24 protein-coding genes are annotated in these 25,047 nt (G+C 73.4%); 10 read left to right on the top strand and 14 right to left on the bottom strand.

The features are described 5' to 3' along the window. Positions 1-58 precede the first annotated feature (58 nt). Both A949_RS0126095 and A949_RS0126100 read right to left on the bottom strand, forming a co-directional pair. A complete protein-coding gene (locus tag A949_RS0126095) occupies positions 59-751 on the bottom strand; it encodes a universal stress protein (protein WP_019358995.1) in 693 nt (230 codons plus the stop codon). A gap of 209 nt (positions 752-960) precedes the next feature. Next, positions 961-1,416: a pyridoxamine 5'-phosphate oxidase family protein gene (locus A949_RS0126100; RefSeq protein ID WP_019358996.1), complete on the bottom strand. Its 456-nt coding sequence runs from the start codon at positions 1,414-1,416 to the stop codon at positions 961-963. Between the two features lie 211 nt (positions 1,417-1,627). Between A949_RS0126100 and A949_RS0126105 the strand changes: the two genes are divergently transcribed. Beyond that, positions 1,628-2,014 carry an STAS domain-containing protein gene (locus A949_RS0126105; RefSeq protein WP_019358997.1) on the top strand — a complete coding sequence of 129 codons (387 nt, stop codon included), beginning with the start codon at positions 1,628-1,630 and terminating at the stop codon, positions 2,012-2,014. A gap of 263 nt (positions 2,015-2,277) precedes the next feature. On the opposite strand, the gene A949_RS0126110 is transcribed toward A949_RS0126105, so the two are convergent. After that, complete coding sequence (locus tag A949_RS0126110; protein WP_019358998.1) at positions 2,278-2,763, bottom strand: phosphatase domain-containing protein; 486 nt, start codon at positions 2,761-2,763, stop codon at positions 2,278-2,280. Between the two features lie 346 nt (positions 2,764-3,109). Between A949_RS0126110 and A949_RS0126115 the strand changes: the two genes are divergently transcribed. Further along, complete coding sequence (locus tag A949_RS0126115) at positions 3,110-4,024, top strand: phosphatase PAP2 family protein (protein WP_106428923.1); 915 nt, start codon at positions 3,110-3,112, stop codon at positions 4,022-4,024. A 145-nt stretch (positions 4,025-4,169) separates the two neighbouring features. Here the strand turns inward: A949_RS0126115 and A949_RS0126120 are convergent, their stop codons facing one another. The 3 genes from A949_RS0126120 to A949_RS0126130 all read right to left on the bottom strand — a co-directional run bounded on the left by A949_RS0126120 (position 4,170) and on the right by A949_RS0126130 (position 8,162). After that, positions 4,170-4,859, bottom strand: coding sequence for a potassium channel family protein (locus A949_RS0126120; RefSeq protein WP_106428914.1), 690 nt, complete (start codon positions 4,857-4,859; stop codon positions 4,170-4,172). After that, on the bottom strand, positions 4,852-6,171 hold the full coding sequence (locus tag A949_RS0126125; RefSeq protein ID WP_019359001.1) for a TrkH family potassium uptake protein: 1,320 nt from the start codon (positions 6,169-6,171) through the stop codon (positions 4,852-4,854). Before A949_RS0126125 ends, A949_RS0126120 begins: the two co-directional genes overlap by 8 nt. A gap of 260 nt (positions 6,172-6,431) precedes the next feature. Next, on the bottom strand, positions 6,432-8,162 hold the full coding sequence (locus A949_RS0126130) for a BCCT family transporter (RefSeq protein WP_237735910.1): 1,731 nt from the start codon (positions 8,160-8,162) through the stop codon (positions 6,432-6,434). Between the two features lie 505 nt (positions 8,163-8,667). Here A949_RS0126130 and A949_RS0126135 point away from each other — a divergent pair. Next, a complete protein-coding gene (locus A949_RS0126135) occupies positions 8,668-11,250 on the top strand; it encodes an ATP-dependent Clp protease ATP-binding subunit (RefSeq protein ID WP_019359003.1) in 2,583 nt (860 codons plus the stop codon). Positions 11,251-11,493: 243 nt separating this feature from the next. Beyond that, a complete protein-coding gene (locus tag A949_RS39670; protein WP_019359004.1) occupies positions 11,494-12,075 on the top strand; it encodes a MazG-like family protein in 582 nt (193 codons plus the stop codon). 6 nt (positions 12,076-12,081) lie between these two features. On the opposite strand, the gene A949_RS0126145 is transcribed toward A949_RS39670, so the two are convergent. Further along, positions 12,082-13,230 (bottom strand): PP2C family protein-serine/threonine phosphatase, encoded by a 1,149-nt coding sequence (locus tag A949_RS0126145; RefSeq protein WP_026005045.1) that lies wholly within the window; start codon positions 13,228-13,230, stop codon positions 12,082-12,084. A gap of 253 nt (positions 13,231-13,483) precedes the next feature. Continuing rightward, positions 13,484-13,969, bottom strand: a complete 486-nt coding sequence (locus tag A949_RS0126150) for a MarR family winged helix-turn-helix transcriptional regulator (RefSeq protein WP_019359006.1) — start codon at positions 13,967-13,969, stop codon at positions 13,484-13,486. Positions 13,970-14,056: 87 nt separating this feature from the next. Between A949_RS0126150 and A949_RS0126155 the strand changes: the two genes are divergently transcribed. Next, positions 14,057-14,506, top strand: coding sequence for a MarR family winged helix-turn-helix transcriptional regulator (locus tag A949_RS0126155; RefSeq protein ID WP_019359007.1), 450 nt, complete (start codon positions 14,057-14,059; stop codon positions 14,504-14,506). Between the two features lie 163 nt (positions 14,507-14,669). Here A949_RS0126155 and A949_RS0126160 read toward each other — a convergent pair whose 3' ends face one another. The 3 genes from A949_RS0126160 to A949_RS0126170 all read right to left on the bottom strand — a co-directional run bounded on the left by A949_RS0126160 (position 14,670) and on the right by A949_RS0126170 (position 17,536). Beyond that, positions 14,670-15,689: an alpha/beta fold hydrolase gene (locus A949_RS0126160; protein WP_019359008.1), complete on the bottom strand. Its 1,020-nt coding sequence runs from the start codon at positions 15,687-15,689 to the stop codon at positions 14,670-14,672. A 155-nt stretch (positions 15,690-15,844) separates the two neighbouring features. Beyond that, positions 15,845-16,687, bottom strand: a complete 843-nt coding sequence (locus tag A949_RS0126165; RefSeq protein ID WP_019359009.1) for a helix-turn-helix transcriptional regulator — start codon at positions 16,685-16,687, stop codon at positions 15,845-15,847. Positions 16,688-16,780: 93 nt separating this feature from the next. Further along, a complete protein-coding gene (locus A949_RS0126170) occupies positions 16,781-17,536 on the bottom strand; it encodes an SDR family NAD(P)-dependent oxidoreductase (protein ID WP_026005046.1) in 756 nt (251 codons plus the stop codon). Between the two features lie 240 nt (positions 17,537-17,776). Between A949_RS0126170 and A949_RS35750 the strand changes: the two genes are divergently transcribed. Then, entirely contained in the window at positions 17,777-18,622 is an 846-nt protein-coding gene (locus A949_RS35750) for a DUF4232 domain-containing protein (RefSeq protein WP_019359011.1), read from the top strand. A gap of 51 nt (positions 18,623-18,673) precedes the next feature. After that, on the top strand, positions 18,674-18,958 hold the full coding sequence (locus A949_RS0126180) for a hypothetical protein (RefSeq protein WP_019359012.1): 285 nt from the start codon (positions 18,674-18,676) through the stop codon (positions 18,956-18,958). A gap of 28 nt (positions 18,959-18,986) precedes the next feature. On the opposite strand, the gene A949_RS0126185 is transcribed toward A949_RS0126180, so the two are convergent. The 3 genes from A949_RS0126185 to A949_RS0126195 form a co-directional block, all read right to left on the bottom strand. Next, a complete protein-coding gene (locus A949_RS0126185) occupies positions 18,987-20,231 on the bottom strand; it encodes a cytochrome P450 family protein (RefSeq protein ID WP_026005047.1) in 1,245 nt (414 codons plus the stop codon). A gap of 190 nt (positions 20,232-20,421) precedes the next feature. Beyond that, positions 20,422-20,619, bottom strand: a complete 198-nt coding sequence (locus A949_RS0126190) for a hypothetical protein (protein ID WP_019359014.1) — start codon at positions 20,617-20,619, stop codon at positions 20,422-20,424. A 134-nt stretch (positions 20,620-20,753) separates the two neighbouring features. Further along, positions 20,754-22,157 (bottom strand): hypothetical protein, encoded by a 1,404-nt coding sequence (locus A949_RS0126195; RefSeq protein WP_026005048.1) that lies wholly within the window; start codon positions 22,155-22,157, stop codon positions 20,754-20,756. Between the two features lie 716 nt (positions 22,158-22,873). Between A949_RS0126195 and A949_RS0126200 the strand changes: the two genes are divergently transcribed. The 3 genes from A949_RS0126200 to A949_RS0126210 all read left to right on the top strand — a co-directional run bounded on the left by A949_RS0126200 (position 22,874) and on the right by A949_RS0126210 (position 25,018). Beyond that, positions 22,874-23,254, top strand: a complete 381-nt coding sequence (locus A949_RS0126200; RefSeq protein WP_019359016.1) for a hypothetical protein — start codon at positions 22,874-22,876, stop codon at positions 23,252-23,254. An 89-nt stretch (positions 23,255-23,343) separates the two neighbouring features. Then, positions 23,344-23,946, top strand: a complete 603-nt coding sequence (locus A949_RS0126205) for a DUF5134 domain-containing protein (protein ID WP_019359017.1) — start codon at positions 23,344-23,346, stop codon at positions 23,944-23,946. Between the two features lie 133 nt (positions 23,947-24,079). Continuing rightward, positions 24,080-25,018 carry a M56 family metallopeptidase gene (locus tag A949_RS0126210; protein WP_019359018.1) on the top strand — a complete coding sequence of 313 codons (939 nt, stop codon included), beginning with the start codon at positions 24,080-24,082 and terminating at the stop codon, positions 25,016-25,018. Positions 25,019-25,047 lie beyond the last annotated feature (29 nt).

Here is a 25,047-nt window from a genome sequence, read left to right on the forward strand (position 1 = left end):
CGCCCCGGGATCCGGGGGCCGGGGGCCGGGGGCCGGGGGCCGGGGGCCGCGACGGCGGCTACACCGGTGGCGCCGGGACCACGAGCACCGGGCAGTGCGAGTGGTGCAGCAGCGCGTGCGCGACCTGCCCCAGCGGCGGGCCGAACCGGTGGGTGCGCCGGTGCGCCCCGACGACGGCGACGGACGCCTCGCGGGTGGCCGCCAGCAGGGCCCGTACGGGATCCGGGCGGCCGGCCCAGGTCGCGGTGCGGGAGTTCGGGAAGACCCGCAGCCGGGCGCCGCGCCGCTCCGCCTCGGCGAAGGCGTAGGCCGCGGCGTCGGCTTCGGCGTCGCTCTCCAGGCCGAGCAGTACCGCGCATCCCTCGTCCCGGGTCCGAGCCCCGCGTACGACCAGCAGCGGGCCGGGCGGGCGGGCGGCCAGCCGCAGGCTCACCGACCCGAACAGGGCACCGGCGACGGCGCCGAGGCCCCCGGCGCCGACCACGGTGAGGGAGGCTCCGGCACTCTCGCGGACCAGCGCACGTACCGCACCGCCCCCGGCGGCCGTGGCGGCCACCGGCAGGCCGGGATGGCGGGCCCGCAGCCGGGTGCGGGCCGATGCCAGCACGGGCGCGGCCTCGTCACGGTCGGGAACCGCGTACACGAGGCGGAGCGCGGTGCGGCGGCGGGCGGCCTCGTCCGCGGCCCGGTCCAGTGCCCGTACCGCGACCGCTGAACCGTCCACCCCGACGAGCACGTACGGAGCGGTCATGGCAGTCCCCTCCCCGGTGCGGCACCGTCGCGGTGCCGACGGTGCGCGAGTACGGCAGAACCGGCGCCGGTGCGCGCCGGGTTGCGGGCGGCGGGTCCGTCGCCCCTGCCGCCGCCGATGGTCCGCCGCCGGCCACGGCGGCGGCAGGGGCACGGTGGGGCGCCGCGACGGGGCCGGGCGGCCCTGTTGCGCGGGGCCGTCCGGCCCCGCTACCCGGGCGGAGGCGGCGCCGGGCCGGTGCCGCACACCTCGGCCGGGCGGCCTGCCAGTTCGCGCCCGGCGACCAGCGCGGGCTCGACGCGTACGAAGAGCCCCTCGGCCCAGGGTGTCCAGGAGCCCGGGCCGTTCCGCCGGAGCCGGGCCTGTTCGAGAGGATCGGTGACCACCGCGGCGCGCCCGGTGACGACGACGCTCCAGCCGGACGTCGCCCGCTCGTCGACGTCGTCCGCCTCGAACGCCACCACCACCTGGTCGATCGCACGCGCCAGTTCGGAGGCGGCCGGTGTCCGCAGCAGCACGGCCCCGTCGTGGTCCAGGCGGAAGGTGACCGGCAGCACGGCGGGGAGTGCGTGGCGGGTGTGGACGAGGCGGCCGAGCCGCGCCGAGGCCAGCCGGCGGAAGCACTCCCGCCGGCCCAGTTCACGGAAGCCGTCGTTCGGATACATGTCCACTCCGTCGTCGGGATGTGCCGGCCGGGTGGTCTCCAGCCTGCCCGGGGCGCGGGACCGCGGTGAGGGCCGGTCGGTCCCCGATTCGCGGCGAGCGGCCCCGCTCCGCCGTGCGGCGACGGGCCCGGTCGGCCCCGCACCGTCTCGAACACAGGCGCGGGACCGACCGGCCCTATCCGGCGGCCGGTCCCCGCGCTTACCTGGACTCATGTCCGAGAACTCCCCCGAGTCCGCGCACTGCCACAGGGAACGCGTCGACGGCGGCGTGACCGTGCTGGAAGTGGGCGGAGAGCTCGACATCAGCACGGCACCGCTGCTCGCCTCCCGGCTGGACGCGCTGACCGCGGGCCCGCGACCCGACCTGGTGCTGGATCTGCGACCGGTCTCCTTCATGGACTGCAGCGGGCTGAGTCTGCTGTGCCGGGCCAGGAACCGCACCGCGGCACGGCACGGTCGCCTCCGGCTGGTCTGCGACAGCAACCGCTTCCTGCGGATCCTGGAACACGCCCGGCTGGCCGGTACCTTCGAGATACACACCCGGCTGCCGGACACCCCGGCCGCCGCACGCGCCGCCTGCCGCACCGCTACCGGGTGACCCTCTCCCACCGGTGTGACAGCCGTCGGCGGCGGACTCCCCCGAGGGCCGCAGCAGCGCCCTCCGGCACCGGATGGCGGGCGCACCGTCGGCGCGCGGCCGGCGCCCCGCCCGGCCTCGGGCGCGGCCGGGGAACGCCGAGCGGGCCGGGCCACCAGTTGCCGACCATGCCGGTCGACCGGTGCGGGCCGCCTGTCGGCCCCCGGTCAGCCCGCCTCGGGATGCAGCGGCCCCGGTCCGGAGAACGCGGCGCGACCCCGGGCTCAGGTACGCCCCTCTCGCTCCTGCGCCGCCTCCAGTGCCGCCGGTGCCGCCATCCAATCGGCGAGGACCACCTGGAAGCCCGCCCGGCGGTACGCGGCCACCACCTGCTCGTCGTCGTCGACCACCAGGGCCACCGTGCGCTCCCTGGCCAGCAGGCGCAGCAGTTCGGGCTTGACGACCCGGCCCGGGCGGCGGTCGTCCCGCGCGCGCATCAGGAGCCGCCCGGCGGGGAGCCCGTGCTGCCGCAGCCACTGCACCGAATCCGTCCGGCAGTGCTCCGGGCGCCCGGTGAGGTAGGCCAGTTCGCACCGCTCGGCCGTCTCCAGGGCCAGCGCCACCCCCTTGACCAGCGGCGGATCGTCAGCGGCGGCGCGGAAGAACGCGTCCCAGTCCCGTGGCCGCCGCTGCAGGAAGGGCAACCGGTGCCGGACATCGGCCAGCGTCCCGTCCAGATCGAAGACCGCCAACGGCGCACGCACGACCATCGCCACCTCGCTCCCGTCGCGGACATTCTGACGCATCCCGGTCGTGGCGGCCGGGCCGCACCGCACCGCGTCAGGTCCGGCCGTCGGCGCGGCGGCAGCCGCTGCGGCCTCCTGGGCCGGATGCCGCAGCGGCTGCCCCCAAGGAGCGAGTCGCGGCACCTGATGTCCGCTTTTCGGGTGCCCTGGTCGGCAGACGCGGCAGCGGTGGGGTACCGACCAAGCGTCCGGGGCGGCGTCTGCGTTCCGCGCCACCGTGCGCAGTGGCCGGGACCGGGGCGGCGGCAGCGCGGGGCCCGGGCGGGGCGCCGGAGCGCCGCGGGTCTGGAAGGAGTGGGAGCCGTTGACGGTGGGAGGAGCCTCGGCGTGGCTGCTGTCGGCGGGCGTACCGCTGATCCTCCTGGCGCTGAGCCTGCCGGTGTGGCACTGGCGCTGGCCGCGGGCGCCGGTGCTGCTGCGCGAGGCGGCGCTCGTCTCCACGGTCTTCCTGATCTGGCAGATCCCGGCCCGCATGTCGGCGGGGAACCTGCGGCCGGCCCTGGAGCGGGCGCGGTGGATCTACCACTGGGAGCAGCGTCTGCGCCTGCCGGACGAGGTGGACTGGCAGCAGGCCGTGCTGCCCCATCCGTGGCTGGTGCAGGCCGCCAACTTCTACTACGCGGTGATGCACTTCGGGGCGATGGCGGCGCTGCTGGTCTGGCTGTTCTGGCGGCACCGGGACTCCTACGGCCGGGTGCGCACCTATGTCGTCCTGGTCACGGTGGTCTCCCTGCTGATCCAGCTGGTCGCGGTGGCACCGCCGCGGCTGCTGACCCGGCTCGGCTTCGCCGACACGGCCGAACGCTACGGGCAGTCGGTCTACGGCAGCGGTCCGGGCAGCGTGGTGGCCGACGAGCTGTCGGCCGTCCCGTCCGTGCACGTGGCCTGGGCGGTCCTCGTCGCCGCTGTCGTCATCCGGGTGAGCCGCCGGCGGGTGCGCTGGCTGGTGATCGTCCACCCGCTGCTGACCCTTGCCGTGATCGTGGTGACCGCCAACCACTTCTGGCTGGACGCCGCGGCAGCCGTCGGCGTCCTGGGGGTGTGCGCGCTGCTGCAGTGGGCCGCACGGACCTGCGCACACCGGCTGGCCCGGGCCGTCCGGCGGACCCCCGTCTCGGCGGACAGCCCGGCGCGCGGGACCGCGGATCGGCCCGGTCCGCCGGAGGGGGCGGAGAGTGCCGAGGGAGGGGACCGCGGCTCCCGGAAGCCGCACCCGCGGGAGTGACGGCCGCCCCGCGTGCGGGCGGCGATCCGGAGGCTGCCGGTGCGTCCTCTTCGTCCGGGGCCGTGCGGGCCCTAGGCTGCGCGGGCCGACAGTTCCGGCGCTGCCCAGCCTGCCGGAACTGTCGGTCTCCGGCTGCCGCGCCGGCTCAGCGCCGTTCGCTGAAGCGTTCGGTCGCCCGGGTGCGTCCGGCCACGATGAGGGTGTCGTCCGCCTGGACCACCGTGTCGGGTGTGGCGTAGCTGAAGCCCTCGCCGGGCCGTTTGATGGCGACGACGGTGATGCCGTAGCGGGTGCGGACGGCGCTGCTGGACAGCGGGATGTCGAGGACATCGGGCGGCGGGGTGGTCTTGACCATGGCGAAGTCGTCCTCGAACTCGATGTAGTCGAGCATGCCGCCGCGGACGAGGTGCGCGACGCGCTGCCCCATGTCGTGCTCGGGGAAGACGACGTGCTGGACACCGAGCTGGGTGAGGATGCGGCCGTGGGCTTCGCTGGTGGCCTTCGCCCACACGTTCTCGATTCCGAACGAGATCAGCAGCGACGCGGTGAGGATGCTGGCCTCCAGATCGCTGCCGATGGCGACGACGGCCCGGTCGAACTCGTGGACCGCGAGCTGCCGCAGGGCGTCCTCCTTCGTGGAGTCGGCGCGCACGGTGTGGGTGAGCGAGCCGGAGAGGGACTGGACGACCTCGGGGTTCTCGTCGATACCCAGGACCTCGGTGTCCTCGTCCACGAGTTCGAGTGCCAGGGACCGGCCGAACCGGCCGAGCCCGATGACCACCACGGATTCGTGGTGGGAGCCGCGGCGGTTCCGGTTGCTGCGCTTCCTAGCCAATGACGGGTCGCTCCTCGGGAAGGTCGTACATACGGACGCGCAGCCGCAGGGCCAGCGCGGAGGCGACGGTGATCGGGCCGAGCCGCCCGATGAACATCAGTACCGTCAGCAGGATCTGCTCACCCCCGGGCAGCCCGGAGGTGATGCCGGTCGAGAGCCCGACGGTGGCGAAGGCCGAGGTCACCTCGAACAGCGACTGGTCCAGGCTGAAGTCGGTGAAGACCATGAAGACCAGCGTCGAGGTGGCGACGGCGGCCACCGAGAGCAGCACCACCGTGAGGGCCTGCCGCTGGAGGTCGCCGGGCAGCCGGCGGCGGAAGATGTCGACCGCGCCCTCGCCCCGGATCTCCGCGTAGAGCACGAAGAACAGTACGGCGAAGGTGGTGACCTTGATGCCTCCGGCGGTACCGGCGCTGGCGCCGCCGATGAACATCAGCACGTCCGTGCCCAGCCAGGTGGCCGGGCTCAGCGCGCCGGTGTCGACGCTGTTGAAACCCGCGGTGCGCGGCATGACGCCCTGGACGAATCCGGCCAGCAGCTTCCCCGGCACGTCCAGCGGCCCCAGCGTCGCCGGGTTGTCCCATTCGAGGGCGGTGACGAAGGCGCTGCCGCCGGCCAGGAAGACCGCGGAGGCACCGAGCACGATCTTGGTGTGCAGGGACCAGGTGCGCGGCCTGCGGAATCTGCGGCGCAACTCGAACAGCACCGGGAAGCCGAGTCCTCCGGCGATCACCGCGCCCGACAGCGGCAGGCAGATCCACGGGTCGGTGACGAAACCCATCAGGCTGTCGGAGTAGAGCGCGAAGCCCGCGTTGTTGAACGCCGAGACGGCGTGGAAGACACCCAGCCACACCGCCCGCGGCAGGGTCTCGCCGTAGGCGGTGGCGAACCGCACGGCCAGGATCGCCGCGGTGACCGCCTCCAGCAGCAGGCTGACCTTCACCACGCGGACGACGACCGTGCGCACGTCGCCCAGGCCCAGGGTCTTGGTCTCGGTCGCGGCGGTGAGCCGGGCCCGCAGCCCCATCCGGTGTGAGACCAGCAGCACCAGCCAGGAGGCGAACGTCATGATCCCGAAGCCGCCGACCTGGATCAGCGCGAGGATCACCGCCTGCCCGAACCCGCTCCAGTAGCCGGGGGTGTCGACCACGACCAGCCCCGTCACACACACCGCGGAGGTGGAGGTGAACAGCGCCTCCAGCCCGGTGGCCGAGCCTGTCCCGGCCTTGGCCACCGGAAGCATCAGCAGACCGGTCCCGATCCCGATCGCCATGGCGAAGCCGACCACGACCATCTGGGCGGGGTGCCGCACACGAGGCCGCCACCGGGTCACCACAGCAAGCACTCCGCCCCGCAGACACATCCGACGTTTGTTCGCACCGGGAGACGATAAGCAATCGCGCCGCGGTCCTCGGAACCGGTACCCCCGATGGCCGCGCGGACCTGCCCCGCGGGCCGGGAACCACCCGGACGTCGCCACCGCACCGGCCGCAGCACGGCCGAGGCCGCAGCCTCGTCGGCTGCGGCCTCGGCTTCCGGTACCCGGCACCTGCGGCGCCGGTCACCGGGGTGCTACTTCTTGGCGCCTTCGGACGTGCTCTTGGCGGAGGACTCGACCGCGTCGGAGAGCGTGCCGTGCTCAAGGCTGTCCTCGATCGCGGCCACGGTCTGGTCGATCAGCTCCTCCTGCTGCTTCTGCTCCTTGGCCCGCAGGTACGCCTGGCGCTCCTGGTGGAAGGACTTCAGCGTGGCGATGCACATGCCGATCATCACGATGCTGAACGGCAGCGCGATGACGATCGCCGCTGTCTTCAAGGTGTTCAGCGACGCGGCTCCGGCACCGAGATCGGAGGCCAGCAGCAGCGCGATGGCGACGGCACCCTCGGCGAGCGCCCAGAACACCCGGCTCCAGACCGGCGGGTTGGGGTCGCCGCCGGAGGCCAGCATGTCGACCACGTACGAGCCGGAGTCCGAGGAGGTGACGAAGAACAGCACGATCAGCAGGATCGACACACCGGCGACGAACTTGCCACCGGGCAGCGTGTCGAGCATCTCGAACAGCGCGTTGTTGGTGCTGATCGCGCCGTCGTGGACGTAGTCGTGCTTGTCGTTCATCTGCTGGAAGAGGCCGGTGCCGCCGAAGATGGCGAACCAGACGAAGGTCAGCAGAGTGGGGACGAGCAGCACGCCGCAGACGAACTGGCGCACCGTGCGGCCGCGGGAGATGCGGGCGATGAAGATGCCGACGAACGGCGCCCAGGAGATCCACCAGCCCCAGTAGAAGACGGTCCAGCCGTTGACCCAGCTGGTGCCCTCCTTGCCGTGGGCGGCGCCGGTGTCGAAGCTGAGCTGCAGCACGTTCTGCAGATACCCGCCGACGTCCTGCGCCAGCCCGTTGAGCAGGAACACCGTCGGCCCGGCGATCAGCACGAAGAGCATGATGATGGCTGCCACGCCCATGTTGATGTTGGACAGCCACTTGATGCCCTTGCCGATGCCGGTGACCACCGACACGGTGGCGATGCCGGTGATGCAGGAGATCAGGACGACCAGCAGCAGCTTGCTGTTCGGGTCGTCCACCCAGCCGAGGAAGTTCATTCCGCTGGCGACCTGCATGACGCCGAAGCCGAGCGAGGTCGCCACACCGAAGAGGGTGCCGATGACCGCGACCGAGTCGATGACGTTGCCCAGGACGCCGTTCACCCTGTTGCCGAGGATCGGCTCCAGGGCCCAGCGGATGGAGACCGGGCGCCCCTTGCGGTGCACCGAGTAGGCGACGGCCAGACCGACGACCACGTAGATCGCCCAGGGGTGGATACCCCAGTGCAGGAACGTCTGCACCATGGCGAACTGCTCGCGGTCTGCCGCTCCCTCGCCGATGCCCGGCCGGGGTGCGTGGAAGAAGTTCAGCGGCTCGGCCACGCCCCAGAAGACCAGACCGATACCCATGCCGGCGGCGAACAGCATGGCGAACCAGGAGAGTGTGCCGAACTCCGGCTTCTCATGGTCCTTACCGAGCTTGATGTCCCCGTAGCGCCCGATCCCGATCCAGATGACGAAGATCACGAAGAGCGAGACCAGAGCCATGTAGAACCAGCTCAGGTTGCCGACGATCTCGTCCTGAACGTTCTGCACCTGCTCAGCGGCCGTGTCCTGGCCGATGACGGCGTAGAGCACGAAGAGCAGGATGACGGCGGCCGAAGGGTAGAAGACCCACGGCGCGATCGAGCCATCCCTCGGTGGCGCCGGAGGCTTGGCCTCCGGCTCTTGGTCAGATGTTCTGGCCGTTGTCTGCGCAGCCACGCGTTCATCCTTTGCGGTCAGGTTCATAGGCCACCAGGTCGAAGGGAGTCTTCGGCCTGTCGCGGCAGCTGCCCGAAAACCTTCATGTCATTCATTACGAAAGCATTACTGTCAACGGGCAAACCGGAACGAGACGTTCATCACAGCGTCCCCGTATCGACCATGACCGTCTGACCTGCACTTCTCTCCTCACCGCAGCAGACGGAAGCCAAACCGGCCGATCCACTCGCGCCCGAAAATCCGAACCCGGCACACACAGCGGTGGGTAACGGATCAGCCACACACCGCCCTGTGCGGATGGCGCGGACGGCACGGTGCACGACGGTCGCCTGCGGCCCCGCCCCCGCGGAAGCGCGGCGCGCTCCGGCGCAGCGCCGTGCACAGCCCCGCCCACGGCACCGGGCTCACGTGTCAGCCCCGCACATCTGGGAACCCCCGCACCAGTAGCCACCCGTACTCGGCACAGCGTGGCCCGGCCGGGCCGGGCCAGCAGGACGGATCCACCATGACCAGCGGATACACGGGTCCCGGGGATTTCGGTCGGGACCCGTTCGAGGAGTTCATCGCGCACTTCCTGCGCGGAGCCCGGCCCGGGAACGGCGGACAGTTCAGCGATCCCCGCTACTACGACTTCCTCCGGCTGATGAGCGAGCCCGCACGGCAGCTCGTCTCCGACGCGGCCTCCTACGCGGCCGAGCACGGCAGCGACGACCTGGACACCGAGCATCTGCTGCGGGCGGCGCTCGCCGCCGAGCCCACCCGCAGCATGGTCTCCCGGGCCGGGGCCGACCCCGACGCGCTCGTCGCCGAGATCGACCGCGAGGTCGGGACCGGACAGCCCCGCAACTCGCTGTCCGTCAGCCCCGCGGTCAAGCGGGCGCTGATGGACGCGCACGAGATCGCCCGCGCCCGCGGCGCCTCCTACATCGGCGCCGAGCACGTACTGGTCGCGCTCGCCGCCAATCGCGACTCCACCGCCGGCCAGATCCTCAACTCGGCCCACTTCGACCCCCGTTCGGCCGCATCGGGCGGCGGCTCCGGCACCGGACAGGGCGCCGGAGGCGAAGCGCCGGTCCGCGGCGGTCCGGAGGCGCGCCCCAGCAACACCCCCAAACTCGACAAGTTCAGCCGCGATCTGACCGAACTGGCCCGCGAGGGGCGGATCGACCCGGTCATCGGACGGGACGAGCAGATCGAGCAGACCGTGGAGGTCCTCGCCCGGCGGGGCAAGAACAACCCGGTGCTGATCGGCGAGGCGGGCGTCGGGAAGACCGCCATCGTGGAGGGCCTGGCGCAGCGGATCGCCGACGGCGACGTACCCGACAACCTGCTGGGCAGGCGGGTCGTCCAGCTCGACTTCGGCAGCGTCGTCGCGGGCACCCGCTACCGCGGCGACTTCGAGGAGCGGCTCACCGGCATCATCGACGAGATCCGCGCCCACACCGAGGAACTCATCGTCTTCATCGACGAGCTGCACACCGTGGTCGGGGCCGGAGGCGGCGGGGAGAGCGGCTCGATGGACGCGAGCAACATGCTCAAACCGCCGCTCTCCCGGGGCGAGCTGCACGTCATCGGCGCCACGACCCTGGAGGAGCACCGGCGGTACATCGAGAAGGACGCGGCGCTGGCCCGCCGCTTCCAGCCGGTCCTGGTCCCCGAACCCACCGCGGCGGACGCCGTCGAGATCCTGCGCGGCCTGCGGGACCGCTACGAGGCCCACCATCAGGTGCGCTACACCGACGAGGCACTCGTGGCCGCGGTCGAGCTGTCCGACCGCTATCTGACCGGGCGCTTCCTGCCCGACAAGGCCATCGACCTGCTGGACCAGGCGGGCGCCCGGGTGCGGCTGCGCACCGCGACCCGCGGCACGGACGTGCGGGCGCTGGAGCGCGAGGCCGAGCAGGTGCGGCGCGACAAGGACCAGGCGGTGGCCGCGGAGGACTACGAGCGGGCCACCCAGCTGCGGGACCGGCTCGCGGAGCTGGAGGAGGCGGTCGGCCGCGACGGGCACAAGCAGGAGACCCGCTCCGGCCACCGGATCGTGGAGGTCACGGTCGAGGACATCGCCGACATCGTCTCGCAGCAGACCGGCATCCCCGTCAGCAATCTCACCCAGGAGGAGAAGGAGCGGCTGCTGGGGCTGGAGGAGCGGCTGCAGCGGCGGGTCGTCGGGCAGGACGAGGCGGTCACGGTCGTCGCCGACGCGGTGCTGCGCTCGCGCTCCGGCCTCTCCAGTCCGGAGCGGCCGATCGGCAGCTTCCTCTTCCTGGGACCCACCGGCGTCGGCAAGACGGAGCTGGCCCGGGCGCTGGCGGAAGCGCTGTTCGGCTCGGACGAGAAGATGGTGCGGCTCGACATGAGCGAGTACCAGGAGCGGCACACCGTCAGCCGGCTGGTGGGCGCCCCGCCGGGATACGTGGGGCACGAGGAGGCCGGACAGCTCACCGAGACCGTGCGGCGCAACCCGTACTCGCTCCTGCTGCTGGACGAGGTGGAGAAGGCGCACCCCGACGTCTTCAACATGCTGCTGCAGGTCCTGGACGACGGGCGGCTCACCGACTCGCAGGGCCGCACGGTCGACTTCACCAACACCGTCATCGTGATGACCAGCAACCTCGGCTCGGAGGCCATCACCGGGCGCGGCGCGGTGCTCGGATTCGGCGGTGGCGAGGAGGCCGACGAAGGCGCCCGGCGCGAGCGGGTGCTGCGGCCGCTGCGCGAACACTTCCGCCCCGAATTCCTCAACCGCATCGACGAGATCGTGGTCTTCCGGCAGCTCGACGACGCGCAGCTGCGGCAGATCACCGACCTGCTGCTGGAGGAGACCCGGCGCCGGGTGCACGCCCAGGACCTGGAGATCGAGTTCTCCCCCGCAGCCGTCGGGTGGCTGGCCCACCGCGGCTACCAGCCCGAGTACGGCGCCCGTCCACTGCGCCGCACGATCCAGCGCGAGGTCGACAACCGGCTGTCCCGGATGCTGCTGGGCGGCGATCTGGCGCCGCACTCCAGGCTGCTGGTCGATGTGGCGGACGGACAGCTGGAGTTCCGCACCGAGGGGCGCGCGGATCTGGCCGGGGCGCGGCGCTGAGGCGCGAGGCCGGCCACCGCCGGGAAAGGGCCTGAACACGGCGCGGCTCCGGGCACGGCACCGGGTCGGCGTGTCGCCGCACCGACGGGCGCCGCACCTGTGCGGCCGCGCCGCCCGTCCACCCGGAGCATGTCCCGCGCGGCGGGGTAGCCCTGACGGGTTCGGCGCCGGGGCCCGGCGGGCATGCACTCCCCGCCGGGCGCGGCAGCGCCGGTCACCGCGGCACGACCGAGGAGCCCCCCGTTGGGAGACGTCACATCGCAGGAGCGGCACCGGGAACGCGTCCCGGGAGGCGGATCCGGTCCGCTCGGGGGCGCCGGCCCGGCGGCGCCGGACGTGCCGGACGTGCCGGACGTGCCGGACGGCGACGCCGACGGCGCAAGCGGCCGCCCCGGGCCGGACGACGCGTGCCGGGAGCGGGGGCGGCCGCAGGATGTCTGGCCGGTCGTCTCCGCGCTCGCCCGCGCCTTCGACGCGCACGGCGAAGCGCGGGGCATGACGCGGGAGCAGCAGTGGACGCTCCAGGTGCTCAAGCTCTCGGAGGAGACGGGCGAGGCCGCCCAGGCGGTCATCGGCGTCCAGGGCACGAACCCGCGCAAGGGGTACAGCCACGCGTGGGAGGACGTGCACGCGGAAGTGGCCGACGTGGTCATCACGGGTCTGGTGGCCCTGGCGCGCATGCGGCCGGACGACGCGGCGGACTTCCTCGGGAGGCACCTCGAGCGGCAGGCGGCCCGGTTCCCGGCCGCCGGGCGGCCGGGCGCGGAGCCGTCCCCCGCGGACGGCGGACAGGCGCCGCCCTCCGGCGCCCGGCGCCGGCCGTGACAGCTTTCAGGAAGCGGGAGGCGGCCCGTCCGGGGTGAGGAGGTCGCTGCGGCGGGCGGGGCGGGTGAGGGCGAGGAGCGCCTGGTCGTCCTGGGCGGGGCCGGAGCTGTGCCGGTGCACGTCGGTGACCAGGAAGTCGAGCACGGTGGGCGGGTCCGCCGGGTAGCCGGTGTTGCGCCGGTAGGCGTCCAGCATCTGCGAAATCCGCTCGGCCGGCCGGTAGAAGGTGCCGCTGCGGTCCCGGGCCTCGGTGACGCCGTCCGTGAAGCACAGCAGCGTCCCGCCGGGCGGCAGGTCGTAGGTCTCCACGGGCGAGGCCCAGGAACCCAGCGTCGTGATGCCCAGCGGCGGCGCCTCCCGGGCGGGCTCCAGGACGCGGGCCGAGCCCGCCGGGTCCAGCAGCAGCGGCGCGGGGTGACCGCGGTTGACGAGGCGGACCCGTGCCAGGTCCTGGGTGAACTCCACGAGCAGCGCCGTGGTGAAGCCCTCGGACTGTTCGAGCCCGCCCTGCCGCTCCCCCTCCCGGACGAGCGTCTCCTCCAGGGTCTCCACGACGGTGGGCAGATCGGCGCAGTGGTCGGCGGCGTAGCGGAACGCGCCGATGTCCGCGCTGACGGCCGCGACGGCGGACAGCCCCTTGCCGCGCACGTCGCCGATCATGGCGCGCACCCCGTAGGGCGTCTCCTGGACCACGTACAGGTCACCGCCGATCAGGGCGGTCTCGTCGGCGGGCACGTAGCGCGCGGCGACCCGCAGTCCGCCGGTGCGCTCGGGCGGCGTGGGCAGCACCGCCTGCTGGGCCACCTGTGCAGCGTGCCGGGCCTTGTCGGCGGAGGCGTGGTGCGAGCGCAGGGTGCGGTTGAGGCCGACCGCCAGCGCGGTGATGGCCACCAGGGTGAGTTGGGTGCCGATGCCGCTCTGCGGCCCGAACGTGCCGTTGGAGTAGGCGAGCCCGGCCTGTGCGGCCATCGCCGCGACCCCCACGGCGATGATCGTCGGAGGCTCCAGCACCGGCGCCGCCACCACCGGTGCGACGGCGAGCAGCGGTGCCGTGGAGACCCAATGGCGCGCCAGCAGGTCCAGCCCGACCGCGAGCACCAGCACCCCGGCGGGCACCCACCGGTAGATCCGTCGCCACACCCACACCTGACTCACCCGGACATCCTGCCCCGCGACCGTGCCGCCGTGCGCGTCCCCGCACCGCCGGGTCGGAAGGTTGTGGGGCACCTCCGCCCGCCTGCCCCGCACAGGCCGCTCGCCGCGGGGATCCCCGCACGCTCCCTCGTGGGGACGGGCCGGCGGAGCGGCCGCTGCGGCCGCCCTCCGGCCCGCTCCGGTACGCCGCACGGCGGCACCCGGCCCCGCCTCCGGCGCCGCCGCGCTCGGCCGGCGCCCGTCGGCGGGGGTCTCAGGGGGCGGTCAGCTCGGTGAAGTCCCGCACGAAGCGGGTGAGGAGGCGGGCGAGGGCCGCGCGGTCCGGTTCCGGCCAGTCGCGCAGGGCTTCGGCCACGATGCTGCCGCGGAACTCCCTGACGCGGGCGAGCAGTGCTCGCCCTTCGCCGGTGAGCACCAGGAGTGAGCGCCGCCCGTCCCGCTGGTCGGCCTCCCGGCGCAGCAGCCCCGCGTCCCGCGCCTGGGCGGCCAGCCGACTGGCACGCGGCTGGTCGACCCCGAGCACCGCGGCCGCCTCGGTGACGGTGAGGGCGCTTCCCGCTTCGTCCTCGGCCGCGACCGCGTCGACGAGTTCGACGACCGCTTCCGGCAGCGCGGCGTGCGGCCCTGTGCGCTCTCCGCGCCGCTCCGCGAGCCGGGCCAGCGCACGCCGCTTCTGCGCCCGGCGCAGCGCGACCAGCGCGGACTCCAGGGCCGCGACATCGGGTTCCGGGTTGTCCACGGCACGCTCCCCATTACCCGTTCACTGCATGACCAATCACATTCACATGTTATCTTACATGTATTACTCCTGGGGACGGAGGTCGGCATGGACGCGACCAAGCCCATCGGCTACTGGCTCAAGCACCTGGACAACCTGCTGGAGCGGCAGTTCGACGCCACCCTCGCCGATCTGGACATCGGCCGTCGGCACTGGCAACTGCTGAACACACTCAGTCGCGGCCCGGCCTCCCGCGAGGAGCTGGCCCGCGCGCTCGCCCCCTTCTGGCAGGCGGGTGCGACGGAGCCGGCGGAGGTCCTCGACGGCCCCGGTAACAGCCTCGCCGCCCGCGGGTGGACAGCCACCGGGGGACAGCGGATCCACCTCACCGCAGAGGGCCGCGCCGCGCACGCCCGGATCGCCGACCGGATCGCGCACAGCCGCCGCACCGTACTGGGCGAGCTCACCCCCGAGCAATACACCGCGACGGTGCGGACTCTCTCGGTCATGGCCGCGAACGTGGAGGCCGACCTCGCCTCCGGTGTGCGCCCGGCCTGAAACCTGGCCCGGAGGCCTGGCCCAGAGGCCTGGCCTGGAGGTCTGGCCTGGAGGTCTGAACGCCGAGGCTCCGGCGACAGCAGCCCCCAGGACGGCCTGCGGCACCCCGGGCCGGGCTCCGCGAGGTCGGGCCCGGCCGGGGCCCCGGACAGGCGGGGCCGGCTCAGGCGGGCGGGGCCGGCAGCGCGGCGAGCCACTCGGTGAGGATCCGGTTGATCTCCTCCGGACGTTCCTGCTGGATCCAGTGGCCGCAGTTCTCGAGGATGTGCGAGGCGTGCAGACCGGGAAGGGTCGCGGGGTAGGCGTCGACGGCGTCGGCCATCCAGGTGGTGGAGGCGTCCCGGCCACCGCCGGCGAACAGCGACGGCTGGGTGAGCGGTGCGCCGTCGAAGTCCGCGAGCTCCTCCCAGTCCCGGTCCATGTTGCGGTAGCGGTTGAGCGCCCCGGTGAACCCGGTGCGCTCGAACTCCCCCGCGAAGACGTCGAGCTCCTCCTCGGTCAGCCAGGAGGGCAGCCGCCCGGTGGGGAACCGGTCGCACATCCGGCCGCCCGGGGCGACGAAGTGCGGGTCGGGCGCGCCGTCCGCGGGCATGGTCTCGGCGGACAGCGCGGCGTAGACGCCCGCGAGCCAGCCGCGCACGTCGGGCTCGATCTCGCTCTCCGCCCGGCCGGGCTGCTGGAAGTAGGAGATGTAGAACTCCTCGCCCCGGCCGATCCGGGAGAAGACCTCGGACGGCCGGGGGCCGCCGCGCGGACTGTAGGGGACGCTCAGCATCCCCACGGCCCGGAAGACGTCCGGCCGCAGCAGACCGGAGTTCGCGGCGATCGGCGAGCCCCAGTCGTGCCCGACGACGACGGCACTCCGCTCCCCCAGCGCATGAACGACCGCGACGTTGTCCTCCACCAGGTCGAGCATCCGGTAGGCGGCCGTCCCGGCAGGCTTCGAGGAGCGGCCGTAGCCGCGTACGTCGAGCGCGACGGCGCGGTATCCGGCCGCGGCCAGCACGGGCAGTTGGTGGCGCCAGGAGAACCAGGACTCGGGGAAGCCGTGCACGAGCAGCACCAGCGGACCGGCGCCCTGTTCGACCAGGTGGATCCGGCCCGCCGGGGAGGGCACCAACCGGTGGGTCGGGGGCGGGATCCGGTCGGTCCGGTCGGTCTCGTCGGTGGCCTGCCGGGACATCTACCCCTCCGGAGCTGCGGAACCGTCGAACGCCGCACCCGGCCGGCGACCGGGCACTGGCCACGATCATGGGGCCTGCCCCGCCCGAACGCCACCCCCCGCTGTGCGCTCGGGCGTCGAGCGCACCGGCGGCGCCGGGCCGCGCCCGCCCGGCGTCAGCTCCCCGCCGCCGCGGAGCGCGAGCCCGCGGCGGGCAGCAGCCGGAGCTTCTCGTCGCTCTCCGAGCCGGGGACGGCCGTGTACACCAGCAGCGCCTGGCCCTGGTCCGGATCGAGGAGCACCTGGCAGTGCACCTCGATCTCCCCCAGTTCGGAGTGCAGGAACCGTTTCGGCTCCACCCGGGGCGCCCCGACCTCATGGGCGCTCCAGTACCGGGCGAACTCCTCGCTGGCCGCCAGCAGTTGTTCGACCAGCGCCTCGGCCCGGCTGCCCCGGCCCTGCCGGGAGTAGGCGGCCCGCAGTCCGGAGGCGAAGAACCGGCTGTGCCGCGGGTGGTCCTCCTCCGGGTACAGCAGCCGGGCGGCCGGGTCGGTGAACCAGCGGTGGTACAGGCTGCGGTCCGCTCCGGTGAACCGGGACTCGTCCCCGAGGAGCCCGGTCGCCAGCGGGGTCTGCCAGAGCGTCTCGGCGAGGTCGTTGATGACCTGCGCCGGAGTGTCGTCCAGCCTGCCCAGGATGCGCATCAGTCCGGGGGTGATGTGGTCCGAACCGGTCCGCGGAGGTGCGTTGTGCCCCGCGACCTGGAAGAGGTGGTCCCGCTCGGGGAGCGACAGATGCAGGCCCTGGGCGATCGCGGCCAGCATCGGCGCCGACGGCTGCGGGCCGCGCTGCTGCTCGAGGCGGCTGTAGTAGTCCGTGGACATGCCGCTCAGCGCGGCCGCCTCCTCACGGCGCAGTCCCCTGGTCCTGCGCCGCGGGCCGCGGGGCAGCCCCACGTCCTCCGGTTGCAGAGCCTCCCTGCGGGTGCGCAGGAAGTCCGCGAGCTGTGCTCGGTCCACGGTCTGCCTCTCCCTGTCCGTTCCCTGTCCGTCGCCGTCCGTCGCCGTCCGTCGCTCGCCGGTACGGTGCCATTCTCCCTCCCCCGCGGTCGCCTACAGGAGCATGCCGCCCGATGCCTCGATGCGCTGGCCGGTGATCCAGGAGGTGCCCTCGACGAGCAGCGCCGCGGCGGCTGCGCCGATGTCGTCCGCCTCGCCGACCCTGCCCATCGCGGTGACCGCGCCGAGAGCGGACCGGGTCTCCTGCTGGTCGCGGACGGCGCCGCCGCCGAAGTCGGTCGCGGTGGCGCCGGGGGCCAGGACGTTGACGGCGATACCGCGCGGTCCCAGTTCCTTGGCGAGATAGCGGGTGAGGACCTCGACGGCGCCCTTCGCCGCGGCGTACGCGGACGTCTCGGCGGCGACGAAGCGGGTCAGCCCGGTGGAGATGTTGAGGATCGTGCCGCCGTCCCCGAGCAGTGGGAGCAGCGCCTTGGTGAGGAAGAAGACGCCCTTGACGTGGACGTTCATCAGCCCGTCGAATTCCTCCTCGGTGGTCTCCGCGAACGGCTTGTGCACGCCGTGTCCGGCGTTGTTGAGCAGGATGTCGAAGTCCTCACGGTCCCAGTGCTCCTTGAGCACTCCGCGCACGGTGTCGGCGAAGGCCGGGAAGGCGGCGGCGTCCGAGGTGTCCAGCGGCAGCGCCACCGCTGTCCGGCCCAGCGCGCGGAGCTGTGCGACGACGGCCTCGGCCTCGTCCGGGTGCGAGCGGTAGGTGAGCAGCACATCGGTGCCGGCCTCGGCGAGGTGCAGCGCGGTGCTGCGGCCCAGCCCGCGGTTGGCACCGGTGATCAGAGCGATGCGGGTCATGCCGTGTTCTCCGTTCACGAAGCGGGTTCCTGCAGCTCAACGCTGCCGCGTACGGGGAACGGGAGGAAGGCAGCAGCTGTCCGGGGATCGCCGGTCCCCCCTTAGGGTGCGAGGGGGCGGTGGAGAACAGGGCTTCGACCACCGTGAACTTCTCCGCCCGTTCCGCCGTCGAAGGCTGTGCACGGTCCGACAGCGGGGGACAGCACGAGCAGGGACACGAGCAGGGAGTCGACGAGAGCGATGGCACCGGACGCGGACATGACCTACGCCACCCCCGAGGCGAACCGGCGCGCGCGGACGGCCCCGGCCGCGAGCGGCAGCCCCCTCACGCGCCGCGACCGTCCCCGGCATCCGGCGAGAGCCGCCGCGACGGCCGCCACGGCGCTGGTGGCGGCGGGGCTGCTGGCCGGGTGCGGCGGCCCGGACGGCGGCGCTCCGGAACTGCGGCGGGTCGCCGGTGAGGCGACGCCCGCGGGAATCGCCGCGTCCGGCAAGGAGAAGGGCGGCAGCGGGAAGGAGAGCGGCAGCAAGGACAGGAAGGGTGACGGTGAGCGCGCCGAGCCCTCCGCCTCGTCCTCCGAAGGCTCCGGCAGCTCCGCGGACGGCGGTTCGGGGAGCGGCGGCGCGGAAGCCGGCGGCGACGGCACAGAGCCGGGAGCCGGCTCGGGAGGGGCCTGCGCGGCCTCCGACCTCAAGGCGTCCATCGGCCCCAACCGCCCAGGGGCCGGCCAGCACCACCACGCGCTGGTCTTCACCAACAGCTCCGGCAGCGCCTGCACGATGAGCGGCTTCCCGGGGTTCGCCTTCGTCGACGCCTCGGGCAACCGGGTCTCCGTCCCCCCGCAGCGCGAGGGCGGCAGCTCGCAGCAGGTCGAGCTGGCGCCCGGTTCGAGCGCCTGGGCGCCGCTGTCGTTCGCCGATCCGCGGATGACGGGTACCGCGACCGTCACCCCGGACGGCGCGCTGCTCACTCCACCGGATCAGCAGTCCTCGCTGCGGGTCGGATGGTCCGGCGGTCCGGTGACCGCTTCGGGGGACGCCTCGGTGCCGAAGATCGGCCCGGTCTCCCCCGGCACCGGCGGCTGAACGCCGCGCCTCGTTTGCAGTCCGTAGTCCGTAGTCCGCGAAAGGATCCAGATGAGCGAGCAGCGCACCGACGGGCCCCGCGTCCCGGCGGCGGACTCCGAACCGTGGTGGGCCGGCACCGGGCCGGTCGGCGGAGTCGTGCTGATCCTGCTGGGCCTGGGGGCGGTCGCCGCCCTCGTCGTCACCGGCCACGCGACCCCGGACGCGTACCTGAACCTGTACGGAGCCGCCAAGGTCGTGGCCGTCGGTCTGGTCCTCGCGGGCACCGGACTGCTCGCCAAGCGGCGCCGCACGCGTGCCACGTGCGACGCCGACCGGCCGGACGAGGATCGGTAGCCGGGCACCCGGGGGCCCGCCCGGCCGCTCAGTCCGCGGCGGACCGCGGACGCAGCACCACCGGGAGGGTCTGGTGGCCGTTGCTGATGAGCGAGGGAACGGGGCGCAGCTCCTCCTCCGGGACGCCCAGCCGGGCGTCGGGGAAGCGGGCGAAGAACTTCTCCAGGGCCGTGATGCCCTCCAGGCGGGCGAGCGGGGCGCCGAGGCAGAAGTGCACCCCGTGGCCGAAGGCGAGGTGCTCGGGGCCGGGATCGGTGCGGGTGAGGTCGAAGGTGTCCGCGCTCTCGCCGTGCCAGTCGGGGTGCCGGTTGGCGGCGGCGTACGAGGCGAGGACCGGCTCGCCCTTGGCGATGACCTGACCGTCGGGCAGCGGGATGTCGCGGACGGCGAAACGCAGCGGCAGGTGCTTGACGGCCGGTTCGAAGCGCAGCGTCTCCTCCACCACGTCGGCCCAGTTGGCGCGGCCCTCCCGGACGAGCGCCAGCTGCTCGGGGTGGGTGAGCAGCACGGTGATGGCCTGGTCGAGGAGGTTGACCGTGGTCTCGTAGCCCGCGCTGATCATCAGCAGCAGGGTGTCGCGCAGTTCGGCCTCCGAGAGCGCCGACCCGTCGCCCTCCTCGTCCCGCGCGTCGATGAGCAGGGAGGTCATGTCCTCGCCGGGCTGCTCGCGCTTCTCGGCTATCAGCTCGTCGAGCACTCCGTAGAGGCTGGCGGTGTTGGCTGCGGCCTCCTCGGGGGTCAGCGTGGTGGCGAAGACGTTGTCGACCAGTTGGCGGAAGCCCGCACGGCGCTCGGCCGGCACTCCCATCAGGTGGCAGATCACCTGGATGGGCAGCGGGTAGGCGAACAGCTCCCGCACATCGGCGGCTTCCCCTTCGGGGGTGCGCGCCAGCACGTCCAGCAGGTCGTCGACGATGCTCTCGACGCGCTCGCCGAGCGCCGCCACCCGGCGTGCGCTGAAGGACGGGGCCACCATCCTGCGCAGCCTGCGGTGGTCGCTGCCGAAGGAGGTGAACATGTTCTCCACCGCGACCCACAGCGCCAGCGGCCAGGTGGGGACGGTCTCGGCGAACTGCGGCCAGTGCTGCCGCGCGTCCTTGGAGACGTCCGGGCCGGTCAGCAGCTTCTTGAGGAGGACCGGGTCGCTGACCGACCAGGCGGTGACGCCCAGCAGGTCGACCCGGGTCGCCGGCCCCCGTGCATGGAGGGCCTGGTGTTCACCGTGCGGATCGCTGCCGGTGGGATCGAGAGTCAAAAGCTCGGGAACAGACACGGTGAGTCGCAATCTCCGTTCGCGGGGCGGGGAATTGACGCAGTGACGCCTGCCCACAGTACGAGCCGATCACGCGTCCGTGTAGGGGTCAGACGGTGCAAGATCATCTCACGTCGCGCGGGATGCGCCAGGGCCCCGGCGGGAACCGCATCGGCGGCGGCCCCGGCCGGGTACCCGGTGCCGGATCCCCTCAGTTTCCGCCCAGGGACACCACACCGCCCAGCAGCGTGCCCAGGGCCTTCTCCGCGACTCCGAGGGCGGCCTGTTCACGGGGGGTCAGCTCATCGGTCTGCGGCACGGGGGCTTCGGCGGCCGCAGCGGCCGGTGCCACCGCGAGGACGGTCGTGGCCAGCACGGTGGCCAGGGCCAGTACGGATCGACGGAACATGCGCGCTCCTCAGCAGACGTCCGGGGCAGTACGCCACCCAGCGTCCGGGAGCGGCCGGCGGCGGAGCGAGCGGCCGGTCCGGCGCTGCTGCGAACGGACCAGCCGGCACCACTCGTGCGGCCGTTACCGCGGGTTCACTGCTCGACGCCGCCGAGCAGCCGCTCCGCGCGCTCCTCCACCAGCCGTACCGCACCGGGCTGGCGGCCGGGGACCCGGCGGCGCAGGAGGACCAGTTCCGGGGCCAACTCGCGGGCGGCCTCCCCCTCCTCCAGGCACTGCCATTGGTGGTGGGCCCGGTCCACGGCGCCCTCCACCTCCAAGGCCCCCTCGGACTCGCCGCGTTCGAGACGGCCCCGGGCAACCCGCAGCCACAGTTCGCAGCTGCGGGCCGGGGCGCCGGCCAGCCGGGCGAGGTCGGCGCGGACCTCCACCCAGTGCAGCGCTCCCTCCGAACCGGGCCCTTCCGTACGCTCGGCGGCCTCCTCCCAGGACACCGCGAGCGTCTCGGCCTCCTCGTGGCGCCCGGCTCGGGCCGCGGCCATGATCGTCTCGTGCGGGTCCTCGGCCGGCTCGGTGTGCGGGCCACGGGCCGCCGGGGGCGGCGGTGCGGGCCGGTGCCGGGGTTCCGCTCCGTTCCCGGGTTCCGGCTCGGCACCGGGCGGCCCGTACGCGGCCGGGACCGGCTGCGCGTACTGATCGGCGGGCTGCCACTCCGCGGGGAGGTCCGGCGGGGGCTGATGCTCCCATCCGTTCGGGCTCAGGGGTGCGGCAGCGGGCCGGTACTCGTTCGGCGGTTCGGCCGCCGGTTCCGGGGCCGCGGATGCCGCAGCCGCGGACGAGGCGACGAACAGCGCCTGTTCGTGCTCCGTCGTACCGGAGACGGCCGCCGCCCGCTGATGCAGCTCGGCGAACGGCATCCGGCCGCCCGCTCGCCACAGCCGAATGCACTCCAGCAGATAGGCGGGCTCCATGGGGGCGTTGCCGCCGCGCAGCCGGCGCCACGCCGACTCGCGGCTGTGCCGCACCACGCGGCCCAGCACGGCCACCCCGGGGGCCTCCGGCAGGCCGCCCGCCCGGACCGCATCCCAGGCGCCGGGCTCGGTGGCCACGTCCAGCAGCACGGTGGTCGACCCGGGGGGCCGTACGGCCAGTTCCGCCGTCAGCCACTCCCAGGGCAGTCCGCTGTACCGCACCGCGGCCGAGTGCTGGCCGGGCGCTCCCAGCCCGATGTGCAGGCCGCCCTTGCGCGGATCCTTGCGCAGCTCTCCCACGACGACCACCAGGAGCCGGCCGGAGGCTCCGGCCACCAGACGCACGCGGGCCAGCACCATCTGCGGGTCGACCGGACCGGCCAGTTCGACGACGTTGACCGCGCCGGGACCCGCGGTGTGCACGTCCGCGCCGGCGAGTATGCCGCTCCAGGACACTCCGCCCAGGCCCGCCATCACGACGCCGACGTCCATCAGGCCCCCGCCGACACCCGCCATCACCAGCACCCCGTCGCTCGCGCCTTCGGAGCCCGCACCCGGAACCGACACCAGAACCCCCCACACACCAAACCGATCAGAACACGGACAGTTGTCAGTCCAAGGCCCCGGTGGGCCGTTGCCGCCACGCGGATCGCAGGCAGCCCCTGCCCGGCCGAGTCGGGCCGGTGGCGCACTCCTGCCGGGCCCGCAGCCGAGCCCCTTGCTACGGCGACCTCCAAACCTTCGACGGCGTACTCCAATTCAACACGACGGCGTCGGCGTCGGCGATCCGGCTGCCGCCACCCGCCTCGGCCTGGGGGACATTGCGGCTGATTCGGACGCCGTGCCGGTTCGCCACCCTCAAGAGTGAATTCCGCGTGGCTCACTCCGATGGTTGGCATGCGGCCCCGGCCCGGAGCGAAGAACGACGGCCCGACGGGTAAGCCATCAAGAGTGTAATCCAATTCATCGAAAACGATCTACATCGATCAAACAAGTACAACGCAATGCCAATTCCTCGCTTGAAAGTTCGACACCGGGTCGGCTTCCCCGCAGATCGGCTGCTCGTGCAATTGCCGATGAATTTGCACGGTGCAGAAGCTCGTGGCGTCCGACGCATCTGGAGCTGTAGCTTCCGCGGGAGGGGGACCACAACGGAGGGATGGGAGGGGAGAGGAACGTTGAACGTTCGTATGCCCTTGCCGTGCGAACAGAGCGCCGTGCCCACGGCGCCACCACAGAACTGCCGGAGGACGCAGCAGCCGGAATCCGCACCGGATGCTCCGGTGGCCTTCATCGCTTTCTGCGTTCTCTACCGGCAACGGTATCTGGAATACGCGCACAACCGCCTGGCCGATGCGCGACAGGCGGACACCGTTGTGAGCCTGGCCTTCGCCGAGTTGGCCGACCAGTGGGACCAGGCGCTGCGCAGCCCGCACACCAACGCCTACGCCTGGCGGCTGCTCAGCCGCCGCATCCGCGACCACGCACACCGAGCCGCGGACGGGCCAGGAGGGCACCCGGGCGGCGAGAGCCCCGCCGGACACGGGGGCCACGCCTTCCTCCCGGACCACACGGACGACACCCGCGTCCTCCTCCAGGACCTGGGCATGCCGCTGCTGGAGGCCACCGAGATGATGGGGCACACCGCTCCCCGGCCCCGCTGAACCGCCGGGAGGCGGACGCGCCCTCGCTGCCCCCGTGCGCTCCCGTGTGCCGCCCGCGAGCGGGCAGCCATCTCCCGGGAGGTGGGCGGATGCACGGCCCTCACACGGTGGGATGGCTGCTGACGGCGCTCTGCGCGGTGACGGGCATCACGTGCCTGCTGCGGGCACGCGGCGCCGGACCGGGCCGCCGGTCGGAGGCGGGGGGCGAGGCCGCGATGGGGCTGGGGATGGCGGCGATGGCAGCACCGGCTCCCTGGAGCGGAACGCCCGCGGGGCACACGATGTCGGGATGGGTCTTCGGCGCACTGTTCGGCGCAATGCTGGTGCGGGAGCTGCGGCTGACGGCGACCGAGCGGCACACCGCCGCGCCGGGGCGGCATCTGCACCACCTCCTGGGCAGCGCGGCGATGGTGTACATGTCGCTGGCGATGACCCTGGGCCCACCCGGCGGAGCGGCAGCGCACCACTCCGCAGCGGGCGGTCTGCCGCCGGTGACGGGGATGCTGCTGGTCTACTTCGCCGGATACGTCCTGTGGACGGGGACTCGTCTGATGCCGGCGGGCGCCGCCCCGGGGAGCGGCCCGGCAGCACAACGGACAGCGGTGCCTCCCGTGGCGCGGCAGGCCGGGGTCGCGGCCGGCTGCAGAGTCGCCATGGGGACGGGGATGTTCGCGATGCTGCTCGCCCTCTGAGGAGTGTCCGCACCGGGCCGGCGGCCCTCCCGGGCGCGGGCGGCGGCCGGAAACCCGGCAGGGATGTGAACCGCGTCACTTCTGCACTGCCGGGCGTATCACTGTCTCGTAACGGCCTTCTAGGCTGAGCGGTATGACCGTCCCGCTCGCGCTGATGGTGCTCGCCCTGTTCGCCGCGGGTCTCGCGCCGCGCGTACTGACCCGCTCCACCTGGCCGGACCGGGAACCGGTGCTCGCCCTGTGGGCGTGGCAGTGCGTGGTGGGAGCGGTGCTGCTGTGCTGCTTGCTGGCGATGGCCCTCTCGGGTGCGGCCGCCTTCACCGCCGTGCGCAGCCACGTCTTCGCCGGGGCGCCGCACGGTGTGGCCGAGGCGTACTCCTCCAGCTCCACGCCCTGGGCAGGCGCCCTGAGCGTGCTGCTGGCCTGCGGGGGTGCCTGGACCGGAGCGATGCTGCTGCGGGAGATCAGGGACGCGCGGGCCAGGCGCCGCAGGCGGCGGGCGGAGCTGCGCGAGCGGGCGCCGTGGCTGCCCGGCGAGAGCGCCTCCCCGAGCGAGCGGCTGGTGGTCCTGGAGGAGGAGAAGCCGGACGCCTGGTGGCTGCCGGGCGCCAACCCGCAGCTGGCCATCACCACCGGCGCGCTGCGCCGGCTCAAGGGCCGGCAGCTGGACGCGGTGGTGGAACACGAGCAGGGACACGCGCGGGCGCGCCACGACTGGCTGCTGCACTGCTCCTCGGCGCTGGCCGCGGGGTTCTCCCGGGTACCGGTCTTCGCAGGTTTCCGCGACCAGGTGCACCGGCTGGTGGAACTGGCCGCCGACGACGCCGCCTCCCGCCGCTACGGCAGGCTCACGATCGCCCTGGCCCTGGTGGAACTGAACGAAGGGCGCGGGGTCTTCGGGCCCTGCCCGACACCGGTGGCGCTGGTGCCGCAGCGGGTGCACCGGCTGCTCGCGCCCGGACCGCGGCTCTCGGTCAGCCGCCGGCTGCGGATGACGGCGGTGGCCTCCCTGGTGCCGGTGATCCCGGTGCTCGTGGCGTTCGCTCCCGGGCTGTCCGCGCTGCGCCACTGACCCGTTTTCGGGCCGGCCCCCGCCTCCCG

Origin of the sequence: Streptomyces sp. AA1529 (assembly GCF_000280905.1) — a bacterium.
Lineage (GTDB): Bacteria > Actinomycetota > Actinomycetes > Streptomycetales > Streptomycetaceae > Streptomyces.